Below are 13,177 nucleotides of genomic sequence, written 5' to 3'. Positions count from 1 at the left end.
TCTTCCGGCTAGCTCGTCTTCTCCAGCAGCGGGGTGATGGTGTCGCTGTCGGTGACCATGGCATGCCCCTGGAACTCGAATTCCGCCCAGGCGCGGCGCAATCCGGCCTCGTCCTTACCGCCGACGGCATCGCGCACCACCACCGGAACGAAACCCAGATCGGTGGAGTGGGCGACGGTCGGCGCAATGCCGATCTCCAGGGCCACGCCGGTGATGGCGTACGCGCCGATGCCCAGATCCCGCAGGGTGGAGGCCAGCGGCGTGCCTTCGAAGGCCGACATGGAGGTCTTGTCGAAGACGATCTCGCCCGGCTGCGGCTGTAGTTCCGGCACCAGCTGGAAGCCCGGGGTGTCGCGCTGCAGGATGGGTTTCACCTGCTCGACCGAGTCCACGCCCTGCCAGCTCATGGCCATGCGCAGCGCGAAGGCGCCCATGAGCCGCTTGGGCAGGAACATGTGGCGCAGGAAGATGATCGGGTAGCCGCCGCGCCGGGCGGCCTCCACCACCCGCACCACCCGCTCGGTGATCCGCGGCCCGTCCGCCAGCTGGCCGAGCACGCCGACCTGCATGTCGTACACGATCAATGCCATGCGCTCGGGCGCGCACACATCCTCGAGGGTCTCCGGAATCTGCAGCCCGTTACCGTGTCGCATCGCACCCCGCTATCGGTAGCTCTCACAACAGCTTTCGCTGCCCCACAGTACCCCTGTGATTTCCGGCGCGGGCGCGGCCCGGCTCAGGCGGCGACGGCCGCCCCGCCGACCTTCGGGTCGCGTTCCTCGGTCGCCGCGGCGTGCTCGCCGACCTGGTGGAAGCCCGGCAGGAACCGGTCGACCACCGGAATCAGCACGTGAATGAGCGGCCCGATCCCGAAGGCGTACACGAGCGTGCCCACGCCGAGGCTGCCGCCCAGCAGGAAGCCGACGATCAGCACGGTCACCTCGATACCGGTCCGCACCATCCACACCGGTTTCCCGGTCCGCCAGACCAGTCCAGTCATCAGGCCATCGCGCGGTCCGGGCCCCATGCCCGCGCCGATGTAGAGCACCGTGGCGATCGCATTCAGCACCACCGCCGCCGCCATGGTCGCGATCTGCCAGCCCAGCCCGTGGACCTGCGGCAACAGCCACAGCCCGGCATCGACCGATACGCCGATCACCACCACATTGCTGACCGTCCCCAGTCCGGGCCTCTGCCGCAAGGGAATCCACGCCAGCAATACCGCCGCGCCCACGACCGCGGTGACCATCCCGAAGCTCAGCGGCGCGTGGTTCGCCACTCCCTGATGGAAGACGTCCCACGGATCCAGCCCCAAAGCCGCGCGGATCATGACCGCCATCGAGAACCCGTACAACCACAAACCGACGTACAGCGCGATCAACCGACGAAACAACATTTCGCCATCATCCCGGCAACTGGCCTGCCGAAAACAGATTCAGTCACCGATTGCTGGCCTGATCTTCTGGACCTGGATCGGTGCACCGGATTCCGAGCGAGCGTCAGCAGGTGGCGAGCCCGTTGACGACCAGCGTCACGCCGAGCAGCGTGACCGCGGTACCGGCGACCGGCACCCGGTACCGCCGGTCGATCCGCTCCAGCCCGCGCCGGACCCGCGCGGGCATCGAGCGCAGCAATTGCGCGACAGCCGCGGGCAATCCGCTCACGCGAGCGAGCCGGGCCGATGGCTCAGCGGATGGTGTGCCGCCCACCGAGCCGTTCCTCCGGCGCAGGCGGCGAATGAATCCGAGTGTCGTGACAATGAGCGTGGCGATCAGCATGGCCGAGTCCTCTGAGGTGGGGGTTGTCGTCAGGCCGAGGCGGTTTGGGGGCGGGGGGCTTTGCGGGGTGTGTGGGCGCGGGGTGCGCCCGGGTCGGTGACGACGCCGAGGCGGATGAGGCTTTCGGCGGTGTCGAAGAGGGTCTGCTCGATGGGGCGCATGGTCCAGCCGAGTTCGCGTTCGGTCTTGGCGGCGCTGAGGAGTTCGCGGCGGCCCAGGTAGCGGGCGGCCAGGGTGGCGGAGGGGTTGAAGCGGGCGGCCAGGCGGACCAGCCAGTCGGGGAGGGCGCGGGTGGGCACGCGGTAGCGGGTGGCCAGGATGCGGGCCATATCGGGCAGTGAGATCTCCTGGCCCGCGCAGATATGGCGGTTGCCCGCGGCGGCCGGGTTGGTCATGGCCAGCCGGTGGGCCACGGCCAGATCGCGGACGTCGACGGTGGCGAAGTTGAGGCGCGGCGCGCCGGGCATATCTCCCGCGAGCAGGATGCGGATCCCGTCGACGGAGGTGCGGACCTCGGGGTACTGGATGGGGCCCAGGATCATGCCCGGATTGATCACCGCCAGCTCGAGTTCCGGGTGCGCGTCGGCGAAATCCCAAGCGGCGCGCTCGGCGAGGGTCTTGCTCTTCTCGTAGGCATTGCACGCCTGCGGCTTCGACCAGTCGTCCTCGGTGAGCACGCGATCCCCGGTGTGCCCCACCCGGACCGCGGCGATCGACGAGGTCAGTACCACCCGCTCGACCCCGGCTTCGGCTGCCGCGCGCAGGACCCGCAGCGTGCCGTCCACCGCGGGCCGCACCAGTTCATCCTCGTGCTTCGGCTCCGACGGCGGGAACGGCGAGGCGGTGTGCACCACGTACCGGCAGTCCGCCACCGCGGCGGCCCATCCGGCATCGGAGGTGAGGTCGGCCTCGACGAGTTCGACCTCGGGCAGATGCGGCAGAGTGCCGCTGCGCGCGAGCGACCGAACCGTTCCGCGCACCCGGTAGCCGTGTCCGACCAGCTCGCTGATGATGTGCCAGGCCATATAGCCGGAAGCCCCGGTGACGAGAACCAGATCCGACATGTGCGTCTCCAATCTGAGCAGTGCTTAGAATCTAATTACTGTTTAGATCCAAGGAGCCGCAGCTGTCAAGCCTCTACAGTCATCCCATGCCACCGACCAAGGACCGCTACCACCACGGAGACCTCCGCGAGGAGCTCATGCGAGCCTCCTTGCAGCTCATCGACTCCGAGGGTCTGGCAGCGGTGAGCCTGCGCCGCGTGGCACGCGAAGCGGGCGTCAGCCCCGGCGCCCCGTACCACCACTTCGCCGACCGCTCGGCGCTCCTGGCCGCCCTGTCCACCCACGGCTTCGAACTCCTCCGTGATCAGATGGTCGCCGCCAAGGCCCGCGCCGCCACCCCCCGTGACGTCCTGACCGAACTGGCCGTCGGCTACGTCCGATTCGCCGTCGAACAGCCCACGTACTTCCGCCTCATGTTCCGCCCCGAACTCTCCCAGCCGGAAAAACACCCCGACGCCATGGTGGCCGGTGAAGCCGCCTTCGCCGTCCTCGCCGACACCGTCGACGAAGCCGTCCGCGCGGGCGTCCTGCCCGCCGACAAAGCGGGCACCCTCGCCGTCGCCTGGTGGAGCATGGCCCACGGCCTCGCCGCCCTCACCGTCGACGGCCGGCTCGGCAAGCGCGCGGGCCTGATGGGCACCACGCCGGAGGAATTGACCTGCAGGATCACAAGCATGTTCGCCGCCTTCGTGGACTCCGCGCGCTCGGGCGACTGATCGAGACCCGATCAATCTTCGCGAATCCGGCATTACCCTTGGTCGCTGTGACCTCCGAATTGCGTAGTTGGGCGGCGCGGACCGCGCACGCTCGATTACGCGGGCTGCCGCGTCGATGGGCACACACCCAGGGGGTGGCGCGGCAGGCGGCGCTGGCCGCGGGCGTCGTGGACGATCCGGATCTGCTGGTCGCGGCGGCCTGGTTGCACGACATCGGATATTCGCCCGATCTGGTGCGCACGGGTTTCCATCCGATCGACGGCACGATTCATCTAGCCGCACAGGGGGTTTCCGAGCGGCTGTGCGCGCTGGTGGCGCACCATTCCTGCGCCTGCGTCGAGGCGCGCAATCGGGGACTGACCATCGAATGGCTGGATGAGCGGACGGCGCTGCGCGATGCGCTGTGGTGGGCGGATATGACGACCACACCGGCGGGCCGGATTACCGACGGGCGCAGCCGGATTGCGGAGGTCCGGCATCGGTACGGGGCCGATCACGTCGTCGCCCGATCGGTGACCGAGGCGTCGCCGGAGCTGCTCGCCGCGGTGACGCGCACCGAACGGCTACTGGCCGAACCGAATCAGGCGTAGTAGGGCTCGGCGCGGTATTCGAGGCCGCGATCGATGCGCAGCCGGATCGACGGGTGGATATCGCGGGCGGCCAGCTCGTCGGGCGCAACCCATTCCACGGCTTTCGATTCCGCGCTCGGCCGCAGCGCGCCGCCGATCGGGTCGGCCCGGAAGCAGACCGAGAACTCTTGGCGCACTTCGCCGTCGTCGTAGGCGATCACATGGTCCGGATTGGAGAACACGCCCACCAGCCCCGTCACCACGACATCGATGCCGGTCTCCTCCTTGACCTCCCGCACCACCGCCTGCACCGGCGTCTCGCCGATCTCCAGCCCGCCGCCGGGTATCGAATGCCTGCTGTTGTCGGTGCGGTGGATCAGGAGCAGCCGCCCCGCGTCGTCGCGCACCACGGCACTGACCGCGACCCGGATGCTGTTGGCTCTGGGCGCTTCCGGATCGTTGAAGAAATCGATTCGACTCATGCCCGGATCCTCGAAAAGCTCGCGGCCTCCGAGGCCGACCACACGTGCTCGAAACTTGTCATATAGGTCTCGAACATCTCACCCGCCGGCAATCGGCGCAGATGTAGCGCCGGGGCGTAGGCGCCCGGCATGCCGAAGACGTGCATGTTCACAATCATTTCGTCGTCGAAGCGGAAGACCGAGTTGTACAGGGTGGTGCTGTGGAAGCGCAGCTCGACGCCGTCGATCTCCTGCAGCGATTCCACCAGCGCCAGCGCATTGCGGATCCGGGCCTGCACCGCTCCGGCCGCCAGCCGCTCCTCCGCGCTGCGCCGCGCGGCCTCGTCGGCCAGCGGGTCGCCGAACAATATCCGGACCGAAACGCCCTGCCGCGCTTTACTCTTGAGCAGCCGGACGAACACCGGATCCTCGGCGAGGAACAGCCCCGCGAGCAACAGGATGTCGATCCTGGCGGCGCAGGAGCTCAGCAGCCGGTTCCACAGGTCCGCGGGGACCGAGCTCCGGTGCGGGTAGACCGTGACCACTTCGGCCGTATGCGTGCCGGAGCTGCGCTCCTGCCCGGTGAACTGCTCGAACAGGTCGCCGATGGACCGATCGGGGAACATGGCCTGCAGGATGCGACAGTGGTGCGGATAGGGGAGGCCGGTGAGATCGCCGGACAGCCAGCGGTAGAACTGCGCCTTCTTCGGGCCGCAGCCGACCAGCTCGGGCTCGATCAGCCGGGCGAGCCGGTCGTACTCACGATTGAACGACGAAACGGTTTGCAGATGTCGTTGTTGCAGTAGCGCTTTCAGCACCGTTGCCATATCGCCGCCTCGATCGAGCCGCCGTGCACATGCGGCGATCCTACCTGCGAAAACGAGACATAGAGGAGACATTGGAGCAATAGAAGGTACCTCGGCGGCGACGCGCCGAGACGCCGGTCCGGGCCAAGATCGTGCCATGAAAATGCGGTACCGACCAGCCGCGCTCGGCTATCTGCGCACGGATGTCTCCGGCATCGGCCAACTGTGGGACGAGGAACGCATACGGCGAATCGCCGAGCGGTCCGGTTACGACTTCTGCGGGATGGTCGTCTACGACCCGCGCACCGGCAAACCGCCCCTGGCCTGGCTGCGGGCGCTGGCGAATCGGCTGGACGTGACGGCCGTGATCGCACCCGGCCCCGACCATTTCGTCGGCGGCCGGATCCCGGATGCCCTGATGGCGCGGGTCGAGGTCATTACCGTCGGCTCGCACTATCTGGCCGGTTACCAGGACAATTCCTTACAGTGGGCGGCGGAGTCCGCGCCCTCCACCTGAAGCGTGGCGTGCTCGATGTGGAAGTCGTCGGCCAGGATCCTTTGCGCCGCGCGCAGCACGTGGTCGCCGCTGTGGCCCGCGGTGACCGCGAGGTGCGCGGAGGCCACCTCCATACCGGAGGTGAGGGTCCACACGTGCAGATCGTGTACGTCGGCGACACCGGGCACGGCCTGCAGGGCCGCGGCGATCTGCTCCACATCGAGGTCTTCGGGGCTGTGCTGGAACAGGATTCGCAGCGACCGTTTGGCCAGGACATAGGCGCGCGGCAGCACCCAGAAGCCGATGGCGACGCCGATGATCATATCGGCGTACCGCCAGCCCGTGGTGAGAGTGATTGCGGCGGAGATCAATACGCCCACCGAGCCGATGAGATCGGCGAAGACCTCCAGATACGCGCCGCGCACATTGATGCTCTCCTGCGCGCCCTGGCGCAGCAGCAGGAAGGAGGCGATATTGGCGACCAGGCCGAGGACGCCCACGATCAGGACCGGCCAGCCCGGAACCTCCGGCGGCTCACCGAGACGCGCGATGGCCTCGTAGAGGACGTACACCGCGACCGCGAACAGCAGGATCGCATTGGCCAGCGCCGCGAGCACTTCGGCGCGGTAGTAGCCGAAGGTGCGGGTATAGGTGGCGCGCGTCCGCTTGGCCAGCAGGATCGCCGACAGCGCCATCGAGATGCCGACGATGTCGGTCAGCATGTGCGTCGCATCGGAGAGCAGTGCCAGCGAGGAGGTCGTGAACGCCACGACGAACTCCACCGCCATGAAGACGAGGGCAATGCCCAATGCCAGTACCAACCGGCCCAGATATTTCCCCAAGGCGCTCTCCGGGGCTACGCCGTGCGAATGATCATGTCCCACAAGCCACCAGCATATGCATAGTTGCGCATGAATGCAAGGACCCGACCCGGTTGGCGGCGAGCGACCAGGGTAGATGAGCGGACACGGCAAACTGGTTGACGTGACTGATACGTCCCAGCCCTCCGGGGCGCCACCCATGACCCGGGGTCCGCTGCGGCCCATCGAACTCGCCACGGGGGCCGTACTGGGCGGGGCGACGGTCGGGCTGGTGACCGTGGGGGCGCTGGTGCCGTTCGCGGCCGCACTGCAATTGGTGGCGGCGGTGCCCATGGGACTGCTCGCGCATCGGCACCGGCTGCGGGCGGTCGGTACGACCACGATCGCGGCCACGCTGGTGACCTTCGTGGCGGCGGGCCTGGTGCCCGCGGTGAATCTGGTCGGCGGGATCATCGGCATTGTCAAGCGGCGGCACGGCGGGCTCCTCGCGGTGCTCGGGCTGTCCGCGCTCGCCGGACTGCTGGGGGCATGTTTCTCCGTCGGACTGCTGCTGCTGTTCTCCCGGTCACGCCAACTGCTTTTCGACACTATCCGCAATTCGGCGCGCAGCCTGGAAAATCTGGCGGCGCGCCAAGCCTGGCTGGAACCGCTCGGGCGCTGGGTCGCCGAGGCCACCGATTCGATCCTGCGCTGGTGGTGGGTTTGGGTCGGGGGCGGCGTCATCGCCGGGGTGATCGTGAGCGGCGTGGTGTCCTGGTATGTCCTCGGCTCGGTGCTGGACCGGCTGGCCTGGCTGCCCGGACGCGATGATCTGCTCGACGCGCCCGCCGACGACCGTCCGGTCGCCCCGCTGCCGGTCACCTTGCGGGAGGTGGCCTTCCGCTATCCGGGCGCGCGCACCGACGCCCTGCAGGGCATCGACCTGACCGTGCGGGTCGGGGAATTCGTGGCGGTGGTCGGGCACAACGGATCCGGAAAGTCCACGCTCACCAGGATTCTCGCGGGCCGCCCGCCGACCGGCGGCAGCGTGACCCGGCCCGGATCGGCGGGGCTCGGGCTGCGCGGCGGCACCGCCATGGTGTTGCAGCGCCCCGAAAGTCAGACGCTCGGCGTGCTGGTGGCCGACGACGTGGTCTGGGGTCTGCCGACCGAGCTGGCCGCCGAGGTGGATATCGACGGACTGCTGGCCGAGGTCGGGTTGGCGGGCATGGGCGATCGGGAGACGGCGACGCTGTCAGGCGGGCAGCAGCAGCGGCTCGCCGTGGCCGCCGCGCTGGCCCGGCAGCCCACCCTGCTGCTGGCCGACGAGGCCACGTCCATGATCGATCCGGAGGGCCGCCGCGATCTGGTCGGACTGCTGGCCGCGCTGCCGAAACGGCACGATATGGCGGTGGTGCTGGTGACCCACCACGAGGCCGACGCCGCGGCCGCCGATCGCGTCGTACATCTGATGCGCGGGCGCGCGGTCGAGCACCTGCCCGCCTGGCCGCGGCCCGTCCGCGACCAACGGCGCAGGCCCATGGGCGAACCCGTGCTGGAACTGACCGATATGCGGCACATCTACAACCGGGGCACGCCGTGGGAGGCCCCCGCGCTGCACGGCGTCGATCTCAGCGTCCGGCGCGGCGAGGCGCTGCTCGTCGTGGGCGGCAACGGCTCCGGCAAGTCCACGCTGGCCTGGATCATGGCCGGGCTGACCGTGCCCACCGGCGGCGGCTGCGTACTGCGCGAGCACAGCGGCGCGAAACCGGTGCACAAGCGAATCGGCGCGGTACAGCTGGCATTTCAGCACTCCCGGCTGCAATTGCACCGGCAGACCGTCGGCGAGGAGATCGAGGACTGGGGCGGGCACGGCACCGCCGCCGTCGCTCGCGCCCTGGATGCCGTCGGCCTCGACCGCGCCCTGGCCACCCGGTCCATCGAGGAGCTCAGCGGCGGGCAGGCCAAACGCGTGGTGCTGGCCGCCATCGTCGCCAGCCGCCCGCAGGTGGTGGTGCTCGACGAGCCGCTGGCCGGACTCGATCCGGAGGGGCGGGCGGGCGTGGTGGAACTGCTTGCCCGGCTCCGGGATTCGGGCCTCACCCTGATCGTCATCTCGCACGATGTCGCGGATATGGCCGCGGTCTGCGATCGCACCGTGCACCTGCGCGAGGGTCGCATCATCGACTCCGCCGCACCGGCGCACCCCGCCGCCCCGCGGGTTCCCGACTTCACCGGAGGCTTCCGATGAGCAGCGTCATTCTCCGCGAGGTCCCCGTCGACAGCCCGGTGCATCGACTCTGGGCCGGTACCAAGATGATCGCGGCCTTCGCCATTAGCGTGCTGCTCATGTTCATGCCGTCCTGGCCGGTGCTCGGAATCGGCATCGCATTCCTGGTGGCGGTGTGGATTTCGGCGCGACTGCCGCTGGGCACGCTGCCGCGCTTCCCGTGGTGGTTCTGGCTGGGCATCGCCATCGGCGCGCTCATCAATCTGCCGGTGGGCGGGGCCGCGGTGCTGCGCTACGCGAATGTCATGGTCTTCGGATTCATCCTGCTGGGTGCGTCGTTCCTCATCGCGTGGACGACGCCCATGGGTGAGATCGCGCCCGCGCTGGCGAAACTCGGTGCACCGCTGCGGCGTATCGGCTGGACGCGCAAGGGCGTGCGGCACCGGGTGCCGGTGGACGAGTGGGCGGTGGTGGTCGCGCTGACGCTGCGCGGGCTGCCGTTGCTGCTGGAGGAGCTGCGAATCCTGCGGGCGGCCCGCAAACTCCGGCCCAAGGATTCGCTGCTGCATCGGTCGGCGGAGAATCCGCTGGTCGACATCCTGACCGCGAGCATGGCCGTATCCAGCCGCCGCGCGGGCGAACTCGGCGAGGCCATCACCACCCGCGGCGGCACCGGCGAATTGACGGCGCGGCCGAGTGATCCGGGACGCGGTGATGTCATTGCGCTATCGATCGTGGGCGCGGTATGCGCCCTCTGCATCGGTATCGACCTGCTGTTTTGAATGACACTCGAGTCAAAAATGATCCGAGGTGTCGGTGTCGCGCATTACTGTGATAGCTCGTAGAGCGCAATGCGCCGCGACACGGGCTCGGCAGCACTCTTCGAGGGGAGGAATCGATCCGGTGACCCGCGTGTTGCCTTCGAAGCCTGATGAAGATTGGAAGTTCCATGCTGCGCAAGATCACTGCTGTCGCCGCCCCCGTAATCACCGCGCTCGCCATTACGAGCGCGGGCGTCGCACAAGCTGATCCGGCCATCCCGAACGTGGGGTACGAGACCAAACTGGTCGGCAACACCGTCGTCACCACGCTGACCGACGGCTCCTTCGAGGTCGCGGGCAGTGCCGTGAACGTCAAGGACATTTCCGGCAACACCGTGGTGAGTCTCCCGCTGTCCTTCGCGCAGGACGGCCTGCAGTACGCCCTGCCGCACAATGTCTCCGGCGACGGCCGGACCCTCGAGCTGACCGCCGTCAAGGATGTCGCCTCCGCCCGCCCGGTGCCGGTGCAGCCGGTCGCCTCCACGGAGGAGAACCAGAAGGCCATGCAGGCCTTCAGCAGCCAGTTCGGCATCGCCACCGCGGTCGGCAGCTTCATCGGCCTCGCCGTCGGCGCGGTGGTCGGTCTGATCGGCTTCGCGGGCGGCGCCTTCGGTCTGGCCACCATGCCGGTCGCGGCGGGCATCGGCGCGATCATCGGCACCCTGGCGGTCGGCGGCCCGACGCTGATCATCGCCGGTGTGGATCTGATCAACACGCTCACCGCGGCGCCCGGCACCACCAAGTGGGCCAACTAGTAGTCGCCGCCGAATTCCGGTAGGGGCGCACGCATTCCGCGTCGCCCCGCCGGGCTTCAGCGCACGTGACAACCGGTCTCGGCCGGGATTCCGGCGAAGCGATCGGACAGATAGTTCAGGGCGCCCACGGATTCCACCACGGCTGCGGGATTGTGGCCCGGGATGGCGGAGTGCACCGCGGTGAGATTCGCGCCCAGGGCGCAGTAGCGGTCGACCAGGGCCGTATAGCCCGCCACCGGAATGACGTCGTCGCCGGTGCTGTGATACATGTACAGCGGGATGTCCGGCGCCAGGTCGCCCAGTTCCTGTTTCCACGTCGCGGCCTGGAATGCCGGATGCCACAGCAGATTCGGTTCCTTGCCGTAGTCGTCCAGGCGCCGGTTCAGGTGACGCACCACCATTTCCGCGCCGCAGGCCTGCGCCTCCTGCGCCAGTAGCTCCCGGCCGCGCTCGTTCAGCGCGTCGAGCAGTCCGGATCCGGGATCATTGCGCGCCAAGGCGACCAGGATGAGCACCGCGAGCCCGGCCTGGGTCTCCCCGTCGACCTGGCGGGCGATGGCGGCGATATCCGCGGGCACGCCACCGGCCGTGACCCCGGCGAACCACAGCTCCGGCGCATAACTCGCCCGCTGCTCCATGGCCCAGAGCGTGGCGAACGCACCGCCCGAATACCCCCAGGCCCCGATCGGACTCTGCTCGGTGATCCCCAGCGGCGGAAACGATCTCGCCGCCCGCACGCCGTCGAGGACCCCGCGCCCGGAGGTCACCCCGTCGAAGAAGCGCGACTGCGGCCCCTCGTAATCGGACACCACCACGGCCCACCCCCGGCGCAGCAGCTCCGCCAGGAACGGAATGTCCAGCATGGTGTTCACGATCGACCAATCCCGCCTGCCCCGTAGGGCGTACGACGGCGCGCACCGGGTCCCGAGGCTGTCCTGCTCCACCTGGTACGACAGCAGCGGCCGCCCGCCCGGTCCGAGCCAGGGCAGCAGCGGCGCGAGCACGGTCGCCATATCCGCGATCGCCGCCCCGGTCGAATCCGTCGACCGATACTGCACCTGCCACCCCGCCACCGGCAGCGGCAAGCCCAGCACCGCGATCGGCCGCGAGTTCAGCACATCCCCGTTCCCGAAGTCCGCCAACCCGGCCGGGGCCGCATAGAACGGATCGTCATCCGGGTACGGAATATCCGCCCTCGTGAAGGGCGTCACGACCGCGGCCGCGAGCAGCACGGTGAGCGCCACCAGCCCCACCCGCCACCACGATCGACGCCGCGAACCCCCTGCAAAACCCCGTGCGAATCCCCCGGACCATGCGTCATCCCGCCGCATCACGCCTCCAGCGTCGTAACCTCCGACGCTCCAGCACTACGGACTCGCATCTAGCGCCGACCACGATCTCCGGCGCATCGGACCACCCAAGTTACTGCCCGGCATACCCCCTGGTCAACGCCTCACCCACGTCGTAGCCAGAGCGTTGCCAACGAAAGACCTTGCCGCCCATCACAATAGGACCATCCGGTCTTGTCGGACGGCATCGGCCCTCGCCGGTCCTTACTACTCGTCGGTGAATTCGACGATGCTCACCGGAAACGGCAGGCTGAGTTCAACGGTGGCCCAACGGGATCGGTCGGTGGTGATGATCTCCCAATCCAGGTAGCGCGCTACCGAGACCGCGTGAGCCGCGGTCACATCGATGGGCTCCGTGGCCGAAGCCAATATATCCGCGAGCTCATTGGCGTCTTCGGTGGTCGCGAGCGCCGCAATCTGGACCGAGTCGAGATTGTCGACAACACCGTTCACCTGGGCGCGTTGATCGTCGGACAATCCGGCCAGGCTGGTGGCAAGCGCCAGGAATGGCACGGCCATGCGAATATCGCGACCGTCGAGGACCGCGATCAGGTTGGATACGTTCGCATCGCCGTGGGCATACGCGTGGATGACGGTGTCGTCGAGCACGTAGCCAACGCTCACCCCTGGGCCTCCTGCCGCTGCGCGAGCCGCTCGGCGAGCCGGTCCGCTTGGCGCTCGGCCCAAGCGACCGCCCCCGAGTTCTGACGGTCCTGCGCGATGCGGTTCTCCCACGCCAGCCGATTACGGGTCTGAGTCGACTTGTAGTGCGTGATCAAGCGATTGATGACCGCATCCAAGGATTCGTTGGGCTTGGCCAGCGTCTGTAGTTCGTCTCGGGTAGCGGGCCGAGTCGTGATCGTCGTCTTGTTCTCAGCCATGCTTGCAAGCATACCTGTAATGCTCAGAGCATTACAGGCGTTACGAGGCCGGTTCTTTCGAGATCACTTTGATCAGATGCCAAGTACTCGACGGAGCGTCCGCGGGCGGGTTCACCCAGGGTCGTTCTTCGATGAGCAGCCGGTAGGTGTACCCCGGCTGGTAGTCGAACCCGTCGATCCCGTCGTAGTGGAGTTCCCACGGCGAGTTGGGGTCTCGGCGGACCTGGAGGCAGGTCTGGGGGACCATGCTCGTGCAGGGGACTTCTTCGGGGGCCACGTAGATCTCGAACTGCCGGGTGCCCGGGATGGTCGTGGTGGCGGCCGTGGTGGCGGGGCTCGGCGCCGGATCGCCGGAGGAACAGGCGCTCACCGGGATCAGGGTCAGCAGGGCGAGGGGAACGGCCAGGCGGAGGCGGGTTCGCATGGCGTGAATATGGCACACGGGGGAGTG

At 68.3% G+C, this 13,177-nt stretch carries 17 protein-coding genes; 6 read left to right on the top strand and 11 right to left on the bottom strand.

All coding sequences use genetic code 11. The features are described 5' to 3' along the window. Positions 1-8 precede the first annotated feature (8 nt). The 4 genes from NC4_RS00350 to NC4_RS00335 form a co-directional block, all read right to left on the bottom strand. Complete coding sequence (locus NC4_RS00350; protein ID WP_067530996.1) at positions 9-653, bottom strand: cysteine hydrolase family protein; 645 nt, start codon at positions 651-653, stop codon at positions 9-11. A gap of 83 nt (positions 654-736) precedes the next feature. Next, positions 737-1,396: a membrane protein YczE gene (yczE, locus tag NC4_RS00345; RefSeq protein WP_084528311.1), complete on the bottom strand. Its 660-nt coding sequence runs from the start codon at positions 1,394-1,396 to the stop codon at positions 737-739. A gap of 103 nt (positions 1,397-1,499) precedes the next feature. Continuing rightward, positions 1,500-1,778, bottom strand: a complete 279-nt coding sequence (locus NC4_RS00340; RefSeq protein WP_067530994.1) for a hypothetical protein — start codon at positions 1,776-1,778, stop codon at positions 1,500-1,502. A 29-nt stretch (positions 1,779-1,807) separates the two neighbouring features. Further along, entirely contained in the window at positions 1,808-2,842 is a 1,035-nt protein-coding gene (locus tag NC4_RS00335) for an SDR family oxidoreductase (RefSeq protein WP_067530992.1), read from the bottom strand. An 86-nt stretch (positions 2,843-2,928) separates the two neighbouring features. On the opposite strand from NC4_RS00335, the gene NC4_RS00330 reads away from it, so the two are divergent. Continuing rightward, positions 2,929-3,558: a TetR/AcrR family transcriptional regulator gene (locus tag NC4_RS00330; RefSeq protein WP_067530990.1), complete on the top strand. Its 630-nt coding sequence runs from the start codon at positions 2,929-2,931 to the stop codon at positions 3,556-3,558. A 47-nt stretch (positions 3,559-3,605) separates the two neighbouring features. Continuing rightward, a complete protein-coding gene (locus NC4_RS00325) occupies positions 3,606-4,148 on the top strand; it encodes an HD domain-containing protein (RefSeq protein WP_245721418.1) in 543 nt (180 codons plus the stop codon). On the opposite strand, the gene NC4_RS00320 is transcribed toward NC4_RS00325, so the two are convergent. Together NC4_RS00320 and NC4_RS00315 are read right to left on the bottom strand one after the other, a co-directional pair. Then, on the bottom strand, positions 4,139-4,609 hold the full coding sequence (locus NC4_RS00320; protein WP_067531097.1) for an NUDIX hydrolase: 471 nt from the start codon (positions 4,607-4,609) through the stop codon (positions 4,139-4,141). The two genes, NC4_RS00325 and NC4_RS00320, sit on opposite strands and share 10 nt — an antisense overlap. Further along, positions 4,606-5,415, bottom strand: coding sequence for a DUF5919 domain-containing protein (locus NC4_RS00315; RefSeq protein ID WP_084528310.1), 810 nt, complete (start codon positions 5,413-5,415; stop codon positions 4,606-4,608). Before NC4_RS00315 ends, NC4_RS00320 begins: the two co-directional genes overlap by 4 nt. Positions 5,416-5,551: 136 nt before the next feature. Here NC4_RS00315 and NC4_RS00310 point away from each other — a divergent pair, with 136 nt between their 5' ends. Then, positions 5,552-5,911 (top strand): hypothetical protein, encoded by a 360-nt coding sequence (locus NC4_RS00310; protein ID WP_067530988.1) that lies wholly within the window; start codon positions 5,552-5,554, stop codon positions 5,909-5,911. Here NC4_RS00310 and NC4_RS00305 read toward each other — a convergent pair. Then, positions 5,860-6,774, bottom strand: coding sequence for a cation diffusion facilitator family transporter (locus NC4_RS00305; protein ID WP_067530986.1), 915 nt, complete (start codon positions 6,772-6,774; stop codon positions 5,860-5,862). The genes NC4_RS00310 and NC4_RS00305 overlap by 52 nt on opposite strands. Positions 6,775-6,910: 136 nt before the next feature. Here NC4_RS00305 and NC4_RS00300 point away from each other — a divergent pair, with 136 nt between their 5' ends. From NC4_RS00300 to NC4_RS00290, 3 genes are all read left to right on the top strand, one after another. Beyond that, a complete protein-coding gene (locus tag NC4_RS00300) occupies positions 6,911-8,941 on the top strand; it encodes an ABC transporter ATP-binding protein (protein ID WP_067530984.1) in 2,031 nt (676 codons plus the stop codon). Then, positions 8,938-9,702 (top strand): energy-coupling factor transporter transmembrane component T family protein, encoded by a 765-nt coding sequence (locus NC4_RS00295; protein ID WP_067530982.1) that lies wholly within the window; start codon positions 8,938-8,940, stop codon positions 9,700-9,702. The genes NC4_RS00300 and NC4_RS00295 overlap by 4 nt, the downstream gene beginning before the upstream one ends. A 149-nt stretch (positions 9,703-9,851) precedes the next feature. Further along, the gene (locus NC4_RS00290) at positions 9,852-10,496 is read left to right on the top strand and encodes a DUF8020 domain-containing protein (protein WP_245721417.1); all 645 of its coding nucleotides are present in this window, start codon (positions 9,852-9,854) and stop codon (positions 10,494-10,496) included. Between the two features lie 56 nt (positions 10,497-10,552). Here NC4_RS00290 and NC4_RS00285 read toward each other — a convergent pair whose 3' ends face one another. The 4 genes from NC4_RS00285 to NC4_RS41435 form a co-directional block, all read right to left on the bottom strand. Beyond that, entirely contained in the window at positions 10,553-11,749 is a 1,197-nt protein-coding gene (locus NC4_RS00285) for a lipase family protein (RefSeq protein WP_067530980.1), read from the bottom strand. 303 nt (positions 11,750-12,052) lie between these two features. Then, positions 12,053-12,469, bottom strand: a complete 417-nt coding sequence (locus NC4_RS00280) for a hypothetical protein (RefSeq protein ID WP_067530975.1) — start codon at positions 12,467-12,469, stop codon at positions 12,053-12,055. After that, positions 12,466-12,726: a hypothetical protein gene (locus NC4_RS00275; protein WP_157554100.1), complete on the bottom strand. Its 261-nt coding sequence runs from the start codon at positions 12,724-12,726 to the stop codon at positions 12,466-12,468. The genes NC4_RS00280 and NC4_RS00275 overlap by 4 nt, the downstream gene beginning before the upstream one ends. A 40-nt stretch (positions 12,727-12,766) precedes the next feature. Continuing rightward, entirely contained in the window at positions 12,767-13,150 is a 384-nt protein-coding gene (locus tag NC4_RS41435; RefSeq protein WP_084528308.1) for a DUF4377 domain-containing protein, read from the bottom strand. Positions 13,151-13,177: the final 27 nt, after the last annotated feature.

It is taken from the genome of Nocardia crassostreae, assembly GCF_001613405.1.
Taxonomy (GTDB): domain Bacteria; phylum Actinomycetota; class Actinomycetes; order Mycobacteriales; family Mycobacteriaceae; genus Nocardia; species Nocardia crassostreae.
The sequence above is the reverse complement of the archived record's forward strand: the minus strand, read 5'-3'. Positions and strand labels throughout refer to the sequence as shown.